This window comes from Arsukibacterium sp. UBA3155 (assembly GCA_002364615.1).
Taxonomy (GTDB): domain Bacteria; phylum Pseudomonadota; class Gammaproteobacteria; order Enterobacterales; family Alteromonadaceae; genus Alishewanella.
This window is the reverse complement of record DEYP01000025.1, coordinates 179,010-192,214: the sequence shown is the minus strand read 5'-3', so window position 1 is coordinate 192,214 and position 13,205 is coordinate 179,010. Positions and strand designations below refer to the sequence as shown.

The 13,205-nt window shown below is 48.9% G+C and carries 11 protein-coding genes and 1 tRNA gene; 7 read left to right on the top strand and 5 right to left on the bottom strand.

The window, feature by feature from the left end; all coding sequences use genetic code 11:
* The first annotated feature begins 22 nt into the window (after window positions 1-22).
* The 3 genes from carA to greA are packed head-to-tail and all read left to right on the top strand — an operon-like array spanning window position 23 to window position 4,878.
* Entirely contained in the window at window positions 23-1,153 is a 1,131-nt protein-coding gene (gene carA, locus B2X65_RS12795) for a glutamine-hydrolyzing carbamoyl-phosphate synthase small subunit (RefSeq protein WP_290613076.1), read from the top strand.
* A 30-nt stretch (window positions 1,154-1,183) separates the two neighbouring features.
* On the top strand, window positions 1,184-4,405 hold the full coding sequence (gene carB / locus B2X65_RS12790; protein WP_290613074.1) for a carbamoyl-phosphate synthase large subunit: 3,222 nt from the start codon (window positions 1,184-1,186) through the stop codon (window positions 4,403-4,405).
* A complete protein-coding gene (gene greA / locus B2X65_RS12785; RefSeq protein WP_290613072.1) occupies window positions 4,402-4,878 on the top strand; it encodes a transcription elongation factor GreA in 477 nt (158 codons plus the stop codon). Before carB ends, greA begins: the two co-directional genes overlap by 4 nt.
* 53 nt (window positions 4,879-4,931) lie before the next feature.
* Here the strand turns inward: greA and B2X65_RS12780 are convergent, their stop codons facing one another.
* From B2X65_RS12780 to B2X65_RS12770, 3 genes are all read right to left on the bottom strand, one after another.
* Window positions 4,932-6,068, bottom strand: a complete 1,137-nt coding sequence (locus B2X65_RS12780) for an RNA polymerase sigma factor (RefSeq protein WP_290613070.1) — start codon at window positions 6,066-6,068, stop codon at window positions 4,932-4,934.
* 18 nt (window positions 6,069-6,086) lie between these two features.
* Window positions 6,087-7,013: an alpha/beta fold hydrolase gene (locus B2X65_RS12775; RefSeq protein ID WP_290613067.1), complete on the bottom strand. Its 927-nt coding sequence runs from the start codon at window positions 7,011-7,013 to the stop codon at window positions 6,087-6,089.
* Between the two features lie 96 nt (window positions 7,014-7,109).
* Window positions 7,110-7,183: transfer RNA gene (locus B2X65_RS12770), tRNA-Gly, on the bottom strand.
* Between the two features lie 223 nt (window positions 7,184-7,406).
* Between B2X65_RS12770 and B2X65_RS12765 the strand changes: the two genes are divergently transcribed.
* Complete coding sequence (locus tag B2X65_RS12765; RefSeq protein ID WP_290613063.1) at window positions 7,407-7,673, top strand: DksA/TraR family C4-type zinc finger protein; 267 nt, start codon at window positions 7,407-7,409, stop codon at window positions 7,671-7,673.
* A 76-nt stretch (window positions 7,674-7,749) separates the two neighbouring features.
* Here the strand turns inward: B2X65_RS12765 and B2X65_RS12760 are convergent, their stop codons facing one another.
* Window positions 7,750-9,516 carry a DEAD/DEAH box helicase gene (locus B2X65_RS12760; RefSeq protein ID WP_290613061.1) on the bottom strand — a complete coding sequence of 589 codons (1,767 nt, stop codon included), beginning with the start codon at window positions 9,514-9,516 and terminating at the stop codon, window positions 7,750-7,752.
* Between the two features lie 154 nt (window positions 9,517-9,670).
* Between B2X65_RS12760 and B2X65_RS12755 the strand changes: the two genes are divergently transcribed.
* Window positions 9,671-10,072 carry a hypothetical protein gene (locus tag B2X65_RS12755; RefSeq protein WP_290613059.1) on the top strand — a complete coding sequence of 134 codons (402 nt, stop codon included), beginning with the start codon at window positions 9,671-9,673 and terminating at the stop codon, window positions 10,070-10,072.
* 1 nt (window position 10,073) lies between these two features.
* Here the strand turns inward: B2X65_RS12755 and yhbY are convergent, their stop codons facing one another.
* Entirely contained in the window at window positions 10,074-10,370 is a 297-nt protein-coding gene (gene yhbY, locus B2X65_RS12750) for a ribosome assembly RNA-binding protein YhbY (RefSeq protein WP_290613057.1), read from the bottom strand.
* Between the two features lie 82 nt (window positions 10,371-10,452).
* Between yhbY and rlmE the strand changes: the two genes are divergently transcribed.
* The gene (gene rlmE, locus B2X65_RS12745; RefSeq protein ID WP_290613055.1) at window positions 10,453-11,082 is read left to right on the top strand and encodes a 23S rRNA (uridine(2552)-2'-O)-methyltransferase RlmE; all 630 of its coding nucleotides are present in this window, start codon (window positions 10,453-10,455) and stop codon (window positions 11,080-11,082) included.
* A 55-nt stretch (window positions 11,083-11,137) separates the two neighbouring features.
* Window positions 11,138-13,060 carry an ATP-dependent zinc metalloprotease FtsH gene (gene ftsH, locus B2X65_RS12740; protein WP_290613053.1) on the top strand — a complete coding sequence of 641 codons (1,923 nt, stop codon included), beginning with the start codon at window positions 11,138-11,140 and terminating at the stop codon, window positions 13,058-13,060.
* Window positions 13,061-13,205 lie beyond the last annotated feature (145 nt).

Here is a 13,205-nt window from a genome sequence, read left to right as displayed (position 1 = left end):
TTTTTGCTGTTTGGAGGTTATTTTGACTAAGTCCGCCCTGCTCGTACTGGAAGACGGCACCGTATTTCACGGTACAGCCATTGGCGCTGAAGGAGTTTCTGTAGGTGAGGTGGTGTTTAACACCTCGATGACCGGGTATCAGGAAATATTAACTGATCCCTCATACGCAGAGCAGATAGTAACACTCACTTACCCACATATTGGCAACACCGGTACCAATAGTGAAGACGAAGAATCCGGCCAGGTTTGGGCCAAAGGCCTGATTATCCGTGATCTTCCGCTGTTAGCCAGTAACTTTCGTAATCAACTCTCTCTTAGTCAATACCTTTCAAAGCACAACATTCTTGGCATTGCCGATATCGACACCCGTAAGTTAACCCGCATTTTGCGCGAAAAAGGTGCCCAGAACGGCTGTATTCTGGCCGGAGACAACCTTGACCAGGCCAAAGCACTGCAACTTGCTAAAGGCTTTGCCGGCCTGGCCGGAATGGATTTAGCCAAGGAAGTAAGCGTAAAACAGCAATATCAGTGGACTGAAGGCAGCTGGGCTTTAGGTGAGGGCCATCGCGCGGGCGCCACTGAGCAATTTCATGTTGTTGCTTATGATTATGGCGTTAAGCGTAATATTCTGCGCATGCTGGCTGACCGTGGCTGTAAGCTGACCGTAGTGCCAGCCCAAACCCCGGCCAGTGATGTGTTGGCCCTGAAGCCCGATGGTATTTTTCTGTCAAATGGTCCTGGCGACCCGGCACCGTGTGACTATGCCATTGCTGCGATTAAACAATTTTTAGAAACCGATATTCCGATGTTTGGTATTTGTTTAGGCCATCAATTACTGGCGCTGGCCAGCGGTGCCAAAACCTCGAAAATGAAGTTTGGTCACCATGGTGCCAACCACCCGGTGCAAAATGTTGATAGTAAAAAGGTGCTGATTACTGCCCAAAACCACGGTTTTGCGGTAGACGAAGCCACGTTACCTGCTAATTTACGTGTTACCCATAAATCGCTGTTTGATGGTTCACTGCAAGGTATTCATCGCACTGATAAGCCGGCATTTAGTTTTCAGGGCCACCCTGAAGCCAGTCCCGGCCCGCATGAAGCCTCTGAGCTGTTCGACCACTTTATTACGCTGATGCAACAGCATAAAGCCTAAGCAAACACGAATTACGGAGAGAGCGACCCCATGCCAAAACGTACCGACATAAAAAGCATTCTGATTATTGGCGCCGGCCCTATCGTTATTGGCCAGGCCTGCGAATTTGACTACTCAGGCGCCCAGGCCTGTAAAGCGCTGCGCGAAGAGGGTTACCGGGTAATCCTGGTGAACTCGAACCCGGCGACCATTATGACCGATCCTGAAATGGCCGACGCTACTTACATTGAACCCATTCATTGGCAGGTAGTGGAAAAAATTATTGAGAAAGAACGTCCTTGTGCGGTATTGCCCACCATGGGTGGCCAGACTGCACTTAACTGTGCGCTGGACTTAGAGCGACACGGTGTGCTGGCCAAATATAACGTGGAAATGATTGGTGCGACTGCGGATGCTATCGACAAAGCAGAAGACCGTAGCCGCTTCGATAAAGCCATGCGCTCCATTGGCCTGGCCTGCCCGCGGGCCGGCTTTGCCCATTCAATGGAAGAAGCTTATCAGGTACTGGATGATATTGGTTTCCCCTGTATTATCCGGCCGTCTTTTACTATGGGTGGCTCGGGCGGCGGTATTGCTTATAACCGCGAAGAATTTGAAGAAGTCTGTACCCGTGGCCTTGATTTATCGCCGACCAAAGAGCTGCTCATTGATGAGTCGTTAATTGGCTGGAAAGAATACGAAATGGAGGTGGTACGTGATAAAAATGATAACTGCATTATCGTCTGTGCCATTGAAAACTTTGACCCGATGGGCGTGCATACCGGTGACTCCATCACCGTAGCACCAGCGCAAACGCTGACCGATAAAGAATACCAGATTATGCGTAATGCATCGCTGGCAGTATTACGTGAAATTGGGGTGGAAACCGGCGGCTCAAACGTGCAGTTTGGCATTAACCCGGTAGATGGCCGCATGGTGATCATTGAGATGAACCCGCGGGTGTCACGCTCCTCAGCCTTAGCCTCTAAAGCAACCGGTTTCCCGATTGCCAAAGTAGCGGCCAAGCTGGCAGTCGGCTATACCCTGGACGAACTGGCCAATGACATTACCGGTGGTCGCACTCCGGCTTCATTCGAGCCAAGTATCGATTACGTTGTCACTAAGGTGCCACGCTTTAACTTTGAAAAGTTCGCCGGTGCCAACGATCGCTTAACCACCCAGATGAAATCGGTGGGCGAAGTGATGGCCATTGGCCGTAATCAGCAAGAGTCGTTGCAAAAAGCATTACGTGGTCTGGAAATTGGTGTCTCCGGCTTGGATCCGATTATTGACCTGACTCAGCCGGAAGCGAAAGAAAAACTCACCCGTGAACTGCGTGAGCCTGGCTCGCACCGTATTTGGTACATTGCCGATGCCTTCCGTTTTGGCATGAGCATGGATGAAATTTTCAGCCTGACCAATATCGACCGCTGGTTCCTGGTACAAATTGAAGATTTAGTGAAAGAAGAGCAGGCGCTGGCGACAGATGGTTTTGCCGCGCTGGACGAAGCACGCTTAAAACGACTGAAGCGCAAGGGTTTCGCCGACAGTCGCATCGCGGCCGTGTTGGGGGTCAGTGAAAACGAAGTACGCAAAAAGCGTCACGGTTATAAGTTGCACCCGGTGTATAAGCGGGTGGATACCTGCGCGGCAGAGTTTGCGTCAGATACCGCTTACATGTACAGCACGTACGATGAAGAGTGTGAAGCGGCGCCAACTAACCGTGACAAAATCATGATTATTGGCGGCGGCCCGAACCGGATTGGTCAGGGTATCGAATTTGATTATTGCTGTGTGCATGCTGCTCTGGCGCTACGTGAAGACGGTTATGAAACCATTATGGTTAACTGTAACCCGGAGACAGTCTCTACCGATTACGATACCTCTGACCGTTTGTACTTTGAGCCGATCACCTTAGAAGATGTGCTGGAAATCGTGCGGATAGAACAGCCCAAAGGCGTTATCGTCCAATACGGTGGCCAGACGCCGCTAAAATTAGCCCGGGCGTTAGAAGCGAACGGAGTGCCAATTATTGGCACGTCTCCCGATGCGATTGACCGCGCTGAAGATCGCGAGCGTTTTCAGCAAGCCGTTGAGCGCTTAGGCTTAAAGCAGCCGCAAAATGCTACGGTAACCAGTGTAGAAGAAGCATTGTCGCGCGCCCATGAAATCGGCTTTCCGATGGTCGTTCGCCCTTCATACGTGCTGGGTGGCCGGGCCATGGAAATCGTCTATGACGATCAGGATTTACGCCGTTACATGACCGAAGCCGTTAGTGTGTCAAACGATTCGCCGGTACTGCTGGATAACTTCCTGGATGATGCCATCGAAGTGGATATCGATGCCATTTGTGATGGCACCGAAGTCATTATTGGCGGCATTATGGAGCACATTGAGCAAGCCGGCGTGCACTCAGGTGACTCTGCCTGTTCATTACCGCCGCACAGTTTAAGCCCTGCCATTCAGGATGTAATGCGCGATCAGGTTAAAAAACTGGCGATGGAGCTCGGTGTAGTGGGCTTAATGAATACTCAGTTTGCGGTAAAAGATAACGAAGTTTACTTAATCGAAGTGAATCCGCGTGCGGCCCGTACCGTGCCTTTTGTTTCTAAAGCCACCGGCGTAGCGGTTGCCAAAGTCGGTGCCCGCTGCATGGCGGGGCAGTCCCTGGCATCACAAGGTATTACCAAAGAAATTATTCCGCCGTATTTTTCGGTGAAAGAAGTGGTTATCCCGTTTAATAAATTCCCGGGTGTTGACCCTATTCTTGGCCCTGAGATGCGTTCTACCGGTGAAGTCATGGGCATTGGCGACACGTTTGAAGAGGCTTTTGCCAAAGGTGAGCTGGGTTCGGGTACTTTGATCCCAACCGGCGGCCGTGCCTTGCTTTCGGTACGCGACAGCGATAAAGTGCGCGTTGTTGAGTTAGCCAAACGCATGGTAGAAATTGGTTTTGAGCTTGACGCCACTGGCGGCACTGCCAAAGCATTGGCTGCAGCAGGTGTGCCGTGTCGTACAGTAAATAAGGTATACGAAGGCCGGCCGCATATTCTGGACCGGATTAAAAACGGCGAATACAGTTATATTGTTAACACCACCGAAGGGCGTCAGGCTATTGAAGACTCTAAAGTTTTACGCCGTGGTGCACTGCAGCATAAAGCCAACTATACTACAACGCTTAACGCTGCATTTGCGACGTGTAAGGCAAATACAGCCAGTGCTTTTAATAACGTCAATTCTATTCAGGAATTACATAAGAGAGTGAACGGATGAGTCAAATCCCGATGACAATTCAGGGCGCAGAAGCATTGCGGGTTGAACTGCATGAGCTTAAATCGGTAAAACGGCCGGCTATTATTCAGGCTATTGCTGAAGCCCGTGCCCATGGTGATTTAAAGGAAAATGCTGAATATCATGCGGCGCGTGAGCAGCAAGGATTTTGCGAAGGCCGTATTCAGGATATTGAGGGTAAATTATCCAACGCCCAAATTATCGATATCAGTAAAATGCCTAACAATGGCAAAGTGATTTTTGGCGCGACGGTATCTATTTTAAACCTGGATACCGAAGAAGAAATGACCTATCGGATCGTTGGCGATGACGAGGCAGACATTAAAAACAATTTAATTTCTGTTAACTCACCCATCGCCCGCGGTTTAATTGGCAAAACCACCGATGATGTAGCAAACATTACCACTCCAAAAGGCGCGGTTGAGTTTGAGATAACAGACGTTAAATATATTTGATAGCATAGCGTCAAACGAAATAAAAAACGCCAGGCTTGTCCTGGCGTTTTTTATTAGCCCCAAAACCAGCGGCCACTACTTATCAGCCCAATAATTAAGCCACCAAAGCCTGCTATACTGCCACCCGCCATACCAAACCAGCACCAGAACAGGTTGCGTTTATATGCGATTTTAGCTTGTGGGTCGTGCAGCATTTTTTGTTGCAAACGAGGCTTAATTGTCTGCCAAACACTATATTGCAGGTAGCCCAGTCCGGCCATAAACAGGCTGAAGGCTAATACGGGTGCTACTGCTCCAGCAGTAAACTGATAGGCCATTGCCAGCAGGATACCGCTAAGTAATAGCCAACCGATACTGATGTTTCGGTATTTTAGCAGTCGCTGGCGCTCTTGCAGCGTTTCCGCTCGTTTCAGTGGTTGTTTCATACCGAGAATTACCCCTAACACGCCTCCGAGAGCACCCAACATTGCGCCGCCTAATAGCCAGCCGAATTTTACCAGACCACTGCTATTGGCCGCCAGAGCACTGGCCGATGCAGCCGCTACCGGCGGGCTGGTTAACGTCAGGGCGCTGCATATGGCCGTAGTAAGGCCAAGCCCGGGAGCGGTGCTTAAAATCATTTTTCCGTACTTCGCCAGGATCTGATCTTTTAACAGTTCACGCACCCGCTGCAGCTTTTTACGGACATTGCTTTCGCTTAAACCCAGTAGCTCGGCGACTTGCTGGCTGTTTTGTTCTTCACGGTAAAACAGCAGCACGATTTCCCTGCTATCGGCGGGTAACTGGCTGATAAAGTCTGCCATAATATGGTTTTGCTGGTGTTTAGCTAAGTCGTGGTCCGGTTCAGACTCGCTGGCAAATTCTGCCATAGCCTGTTCCGCGTCATCGAAACTCTGGGTAATACTCACCTTGTTATCCCGCAGGTAGTTGAAGGCGCTATAGCGGGTGATCTGCCGTACCCAAGGCAAAAAACTGGCCGGATTTTGCAAGGTATTCAGCTGCTGCCAAATATGAATAAACACTTGCTGGGCAATGTCTTCACTGGCATCTAAATCTTTGACGATAGCCAGGGCAATACTGCTGACACTGCGCTGGCAGCGTGCAACCAACCGCTCAAAGGCACCGGTATCACCTTGCTTAGCGGCAGTGACGTCCGGAATAAGTTGTTGTTCAATCATTGAGATACTCATGTTAATTCGTCCTGCAACTTATTCTTTTAGGGCCTGTGCGATGCGGGCGGTTAGCCATTCTGGCTGGTCGAGCATAATAAAATGCCTTGAGTTGGCATTAAACTCAACATGGGCGTTAGCAATAGTAGCAACTTGCTGCTGATAAAGGGCTTTTGCTGCAGCGCGGTCAGCGTCATTTGACATGGCACCACTGGCACCGATTAACAGTACCTTGCTTTGAATTTTGTGCACTTCAGGGCGCAAGTCCGTGGTCAGTAGCTCATAAATCGCCTGACCTGCCGCTCTGGCATCGGAAGCAGTTGCCATATCCAGCACCTGTTGCTGGTGAACCGCACTCGTGGCCTGGATAAACAGCCCTTGTGCAGTCATTGCGGTTAACTGCGCATTTGTCATCTGCTGGTATTGCTGGCGTAAATAACTCGCCTGGCCCTGCATCATGGCCACGGTAGTGTCGTTACTACGGGTAAATACCGGCGCCAGATACGGTAAGCCATCTACCGCGACAACATTACCAATACTTGCAGGTGCTGAACTGGCCAGGCTAAACGCCATAAATGCGCCCAGGCTGTGACCGACTATTGCCGGTTGTTGTAGTTTGTTTTGGGTAATGTACTGCAGCAATTGTTGCTTTACTGTGGGCAGCAGTTCGCCATCAATAGCCGGTGTGCCGGCAAAGCCAGCAATACTGATTAAATGCAGCTGGTAATCGCCCGCCAGAGCTTCGGCAGTGGGTCGCCATACTCTGGCATCTGACATTAACCCTGGGATCAAAATCACCGGTTTACCGCTACCGATAACCTCAACACTAAAGCTTTCAGCTGCTTTAGCACTAAAATTAGCAGCCAACATGCCACTAACAATGGTTAGGGCAATGGCACAGTGGGTCCAGAAGCCGGTTTTTGTTTTAGTCGTGTTGGTTGCTTGCTTTTTAGTGTGCTTATTCATGTTTCGACCTTAGTAAGTTGTGAGTGACATTACTAAGTACCGGCAGCAGTTGCTGCTGTGACAAAAATATTTAAATATTTTTCGGGCAGGAAAATCTGGAGCGGGTGGCGGGAATCGAACCCGTGTCTAAAGCTTGGGAAGCTTTCATTCTGCCATTGAACTACACCCGCCAGCAGCACTGCGCTAAATTACTGCATGCCCGGCTATTTCGTCAACAGGCTGCTCTGCTTACTTTTTAAGACAACTGCTCTGCTGCACCCGGTTAACAGACTTTGTGTTACTGCGGCCGGGGCGAGTGCAACCCTTAGTGCTGAGTGTTGTCGTAAGTAATGGCTTGATGATTTAATCAACGCCGCTATTAACGCAGTTATTAATGATAAAACGGAGACTACTATGGCAGGAGGATGGTCGCGGGATGGCGCGGTGCAGGAGCAAATTGATGCAAGTGTCGACGATGCAGTACAACAGGTCCGAAGTAAATTAACGGTAGGTGACAGCGCGGTTTATTGTGATGAATGCGACAGGCGTATTCCTGAACAGCGCCGCAAAGCAGTTCCGGGAGTGCGTCTTTGTATTGCCTGTCAGGAAGCGGTTGAAAAAAACCGTACGACAGCAGGTGGTATGAACCGACGGGGTAGTAAAGATAGTCAACTCAGATAGCGGGTATAACGTTTACCCACCCCTGTACCTGTTTTAATAAATCAATTTAGTAGTAGTGATATCGACAGGGTTAGTCTTAATCAGAAAAGCTGCCTGAGTATGTTTCAGAATTCTGGTAGCGGCCGCTGTAATCAAAAAAACTGTCGAGATGTTGCCAGCCTTTGGGCTGCTTTTTTAACAGGATCAGTTGAGGCATGCGAAACTTGTGCTGATCAGCTACCAGCTCGCTGGCAGTTTGATATTTTTTTTGAGCAAAACCCGGTGCTCGGCTATGCGGTTTAATAAACAAGGCATATAAGGCCCGGCGCTGCGGTGCTGTTTGCATTTTAAAATAGCGGTAAAACGGATTGCCATCACTGTCCTGATAATGCACTTTTAAATCACCGTTATGGTCAATAAGCTGCATTTGCTGGCAGCGAAATAAATGATGGTGTTGCTTGCTAAGCACTTCTTTTAAGCGTTTATCCGGATCAATGAGTTGCGATTGGCAGGCGTGACAAACCCGTGCTGCAATATCATTCTCGCCACCGCAGTCTGGGCATATTCTGGCTCGAAACCGATAGCTGCACTGGGTGGCTGCTGTGTTTGTTTCGGGTGCAAGCAAACCCTGACAGCGTCTGCCATAGTGCTCGATAATATCGCCATCGTTATCTGTAAGTCCCCAGAAAATATTGGCAAAACCACACTCCGGGCAGGGTACCTGTACTGGCACAGATTTGCTGTTGGGGCGGGGGCTGCCTACTTCCGGATAAAACAAGTCATAACCGTTGGCTGCATAATCAATGATCAGGCACTGGCTTTTATCTGGCGCGCTGCGCAGACCCCTGCCGACCATTTGCTGAAACAAACTGACCGAGGCGGTGGGGCGTAAAATAGCGATTAAATCGACATGAGGCGCATCAAAGCCAGTGGTCAGTACCGCCACATTCACCAGAAACTTCAATTGTTTTGCTTTAAAAGCCGCGATCAGTTGATCTCGTTCTTTTTCAGGGGTTGTGGCAATTAACAGCGCCGCGCTTTGCCCATGCTGCAATAGAAGGTTCAGTACTTCATTGGCGTGACGCACTGTGGCAGCGAAAACAATAACGCCCTGTTTACTGGCAGCCAGCTGAACCAGCTGGCCAGCAATTAGCTTGGTGGCCCGGCCCATTTTGCCCAGCACCGATTCAATTTCCTGTTCACTGTAGTCCATACTGCTTAATGGCTGCAGGGCACTAAAGTCATACTGAGCGGCTAAGCCATCGAGTAATATCGGTTTTGCTAAGTAGCCTTTGTTAATTAACGGTCTTAACGGCAGTTCGAAAATACAACGTTCGAAACTGGCATTTTCGGTATTGCCAACCCGACCATGATAGTGACTCTGGTAGATCCAGCCAGTACCCAACCGGTAAGGGGTGGCGGTTAGGCCGAGAATTTTCAGCTCTGAATTTTGCCGGCGCAACTGGCTAAATAGCAATTGATACTGACTGTCGGCATTGAGACTAACCCGGTGGCACTCGTCAATAATCAGTAAGGAAAATGCCTGCTCGAATTGTGACAAATTACGGGCAGCAGATTGTACGCTGGCAATCACCGTTTTAGCACGGCTGTCTTTCTGGTTTAGCCCCGCAGCGAAAATACTACCAGGCTGGCTTAATAACCCTACTTTTTCGGCGTTCTGAGCAACCAGTTCTTTGACATGAGTAAGAATAAGTACCCGGCCTTTCGCTACTCTGGCCAGTTCTGCTAACACCAGGCTTTTGCCGGCGCCGGTAGGAAGCACCATAACTGCAGACTGATTACTTTGTTTGAAGTGGCCGATAGCTGTGGCAACGGCCTGTAGCTGGTAATCTCTTAATTTCATAATCTTAGTGGCTTATCGGGTTTTTAATTTGGTTAATTGCTGCTGGCAGCCTCTGTGGGCTATCTATTAATAAATATTTACAATTTACCTACAGGTCAGAGTTTAGATTCACAGCGTATAGGGTACAGTAACCAGGCTGCAACGGGAGTAATCAATGAAAAATAAAAAAGCGTTCAGTCTTGCTCTTGAACAACGGGTTTTATGGGTAAGGGCTGATGGCATCTGGAATGAAAGCACAGCAAAAGATTATGTGCTGGAGCTTCGCACACTGGTGCAGGATCTGATCGCTCAGCCCTGGGCAATCGTGCTGGATATCCGGCACTGGCAACTTAGCCCGGCAGCGGTTTTCGGCATTTTAAAAGACAATACCCATTGGTGCTTTGACCATAATCTAATGCACGTTGAAATCATTTATGCTGACAATGCAGTGGTGATGTGGCAGTTTGAGAAAGCGACAGAAGTGGACAACCGGCCGGCAAATTTGATCAGTCAGGTTGCAAAAGACGATAAAGCTGCCCGCATCGCGCTGCAGACAGCGGGCTATCTGGCCGGATAAATCAGTTACGTGGTAACTGAATTTTTTTCGCTTCGCTCTGGCGATACAGTACCAGCGTTTTACCAATCACCTGCACTTTTTCAGCTTTGGTTTCACGGATAATTGCATCCATGATCAATACTTTTTGTTCGCGATCTTCAGTAGGCACTTTAATTTTAATTAATTCATGAAAACTCAGCGCGACTTCAATCTCAGCGACCACGCCCTCTGTCAGGCCATTGCCACCGAGTAAAATTACGGGTTTAAGCTCATGCGCTTTTGCTTTTAAAAATTGTTTTTGTTTATTGGTTAAACTCATATGGGTAGAATATCCGGATTCAAGCTTGATTTTTGCCTATTGTAGCGCCATCTCAGGCATAACACTATTTAAGAGTGGTACTATGACCAAGAAAAAGCGCTCTGCCAGTTCAACCCGATGGTTAAAAGAGCATTTTGATGATCATTTTGTGCAAAAAGCACAGAAGCTGGGCTTACGGTCGCGGGCTTCTTTTAAGTTAGAAGAAATTCAGCAGCAGGACAAGCTGATGAAACCGGGCATGACCGTGGTTGATTTAGGCTCAGCGCCGGGCAGCTGGTCGCAGTATGTAGTGGGAGTCGTTGGCCAGAGTGGCACGGTAATAGCGTGTGATATTTTGCCGATGGATCCGCTGGCCGGCGTGGCTTTTCTGCAAGGCGACTTTCGGGAGGAAGCTGTTTTAGAGGCATTACTGAGCCGGATCGGCGGTAAAACCGTAGATGTGGTACTATCTGATATGGCACCAAATATGAGTGGTAATGATACAACTGATCAGGCCCGCTCTATGTATCTGGTAGAGCTTGCTTTAGATATGTGTCAAAAAACTCTGAAGCAAAATGGCAGTTTTGTGGTCAAAGTGTTTCAGGGTGATGGCTTTGAAGCCTTTTTAAAGGATATCAGGGCGTTATTTAACACCGTGAAAATACGCAAGCCCGATTCTTCCCGCGCCAGGTCTCGGGAAACATATATCGTGGCGACCGGCTTCAAACTCTAGTAAAGTAGCCGGTAAATTTTTTTTAAGCGAAGATGAGGTTATAACCTTGAGCGACATGGCAAAAAATCTGATTGTCTGGTTGGTTATCGCAGTAGTACTGATGTCGGTGTTTAACAGCTTTGGCCCCAGTGAGAATGCAGACAGACAAACCAGTTACACCCAGTTTATTAAAGACGTAAATCAGGGGCAGATCCGTGAGGTCAAAATTGAACGCAGCGGTGTCATCACCGGTTTGCGTAGCAGTGGCGAGCGGTTTGAGACGGTATTGCCGGTAAATGATCCTGGTTTAATGAAAGATTTATTAGACCATGACGTTCGGGTAATTGGAGCTAAACCTGAAGAGAGCAGCTGGTTAGCTACTATTTTCATTTCCTGGTTCCCGATGTTGTTGCTCATTGGCGTCTGGATTTTCTTTATGCGCCAGATGCAAGGCGGCGGTGGCAAAGGTGCCATGTCGTTTGGTAAGAGCAAAGCGCGCCTGATGGGTGAAGATCAGATAAAAACCACTTTTGCTGATGTTGCCGGCTGTGATGAAGCCAAAGAAGAGGTTTCCGAGCTGGTAGATTACCTGCGCGACCCGTCTCGCTTTCAAAAGCTTGGGGGTAAAATTCCGAAAGGCGTACTGATGGTAGGCCCACCGGGTACCGGTAAAACCTTGCTGGCTAAAGCCATTGCCGGTGAAGCGAAAGTACCGTTTTTCACTATTTCGGGTTCTGATTTCGTCGAAATGTTTGTAGGTGTTGGTGCCTCCCGGGTACGTGACATGTTCGAGCAGGCTAAAAAGGCAGCGCCATGTATTATTTTCATTGATGAAATTGATGCGGTTGGCCGCCAGCGTGGCGCAGGGTTGGGCGGTGGTCACGATGAGCGTGAGCAAACGTTAAACCAGATGCTGGTTGAAATGGATGGCTTTGACGGTAATGAAGGTATTATTGTGATTGCTGCGACCAACCGGCCAGATGTGCTTGACCCTGCATTATTGCGCCCGGGCAGGTTTGACCGCCAGGTTGTCGTAGGCTTACCAGATGTAAAAGGCCGCGAACAGATTTTAAAAGTCCACATGCGTAAAGTGCCATTAGCCGATGGGGTTGATGCCTCAGTGATTGCCCGTGGTACGCCGGGTTTCTCAGGCGCCGATTTAGCCAATCTGGTTAACGAAGCGGCATTGTTTGCAGCGCGCAGCAGTTGTCGGGTTGTGTCGATGGACGAATTTGAGAAAGCCAAAGATAAAATCATGATGGGTGCCGAGCGCCGGTCAATGGTGATGACGGAAAAAGAAAAAGAAGCAACCGCGTATCATGAAGCAGGCCATGCCATTGTTGGTCGGTTGGTGCCAGATCATGACCCGGTTTACAAAGTGAGTATTATTCCTCGCGGTCGGGCATTGGGTGTAACCATGTATTTGCCAGAGCGGGATCGGGTAAGCCACAGTAAGCGTCACCTGGAGAGCATGATTAGCTCGCTATTCGGTGGCCGGATCGCAGAAGAAGTGATTTATGGTTTTGAGTTGGTGACAACTGGTGCTTCTAATGACATTGAGCGAGCTACTGACCTGGCTCGTAAAATGGTGACGCAATGGGGTTTCTCTGAAACGCTGGGTCCTTTGCTGTACGCTGAAGAAGAGGGCGAAGTCTTTTTAGGTCGCTCGGTTAGCAAAAATAAGCATATGTCAGAAGACACTGTTAAAGCAATAGACGCTGAAATACGGGTGTTTATAGACCGCAACTATGTGCGGGCGAAAGAGTTAATTGAAGAGAATATGGACATATTACATGCGATGAAAGACGCATTAATGAAATATGAAACCATAGATGCCAAACAGATTGACGACTTGATGGAGCGCCGTGAAGTACGCCAGCCTGAAAACTGGGAGCCGCGTGATAAGGGCAATAGTGACGACGATTCGTCAGGCAAAGCGAAAGCCGAGAGCGACGGACCGGTAGCAACCGATAAACCGTCTGAAGGCAATCTGCATTAAGGTTTGAGGGTAAGCCTGTGTGCTGAAACTATATAGTAACTGCATGCACTTCCCGTAAAGTCTGTTTATACTCCAAACCCCGGCATGCCGGGGTTTGTTTATTTCAGAGTCCGTTTTCAAAGTATCAGGGTTTAAGGGTGTCACT

What these genes read in the sequence shown, in the direction of transcription:
- carB (WP_290613074.1), top strand. Translation starts at nt 1,184, where the DNA reads ATGCCAAAACGTACCGACATAAAAAGCATTCTGATTATTGGCGCCGGC.
- greA (WP_290613072.1), top strand. Translation starts at nt 4,402, where the DNA reads ATGAGTCAAATCCCGATGACAATTCAGGGCGCAGAAGCATTGCGGGTT.
- B2X65_RS12780 (WP_290613070.1), bottom strand. Translation starts at nt 6,068, where the DNA reads ATGAGTATCTCAATGATTGAACAACAACTTATTCCGGACGTCACTGCC.
- B2X65_RS12775 (WP_290613067.1), bottom strand. Translation starts at nt 7,013, where the DNA reads ATGAATAAGCACACTAAAAAGCAAGCAACCAACACGACTAAAACAAAA.
- B2X65_RS12765 (WP_290613063.1), top strand. Translation starts at nt 7,407, where the DNA reads ATGGCAGGAGGATGGTCGCGGGATGGCGCGGTGCAGGAGCAAATTGAT.
- B2X65_RS12760 (WP_290613061.1), bottom strand. Translation starts at nt 9,516, where the DNA reads ATGAAATTAAGAGATTACCAGCTACAGGCCGTTGCCACAGCTATCGGC.
- B2X65_RS12755 (WP_290613059.1), top strand. Translation starts at nt 9,671, where the DNA reads ATGAAAAATAAAAAAGCGTTCAGTCTTGCTCTTGAACAACGGGTTTTA.
- yhbY (WP_290613057.1), bottom strand. Translation starts at nt 10,370, where the DNA reads ATGAGTTTAACCAATAAACAAAAACAATTTTTAAAAGCAAAAGCGCAT.
- rlmE (WP_290613055.1), top strand. Translation starts at nt 10,453, where the DNA reads ATGACCAAGAAAAAGCGCTCTGCCAGTTCAACCCGATGGTTAAAAGAG.
- ftsH (WP_290613053.1), top strand. Translation starts at nt 11,138, where the DNA reads ATGGCAAAAAATCTGATTGTCTGGTTGGTTATCGCAGTAGTACTGATG.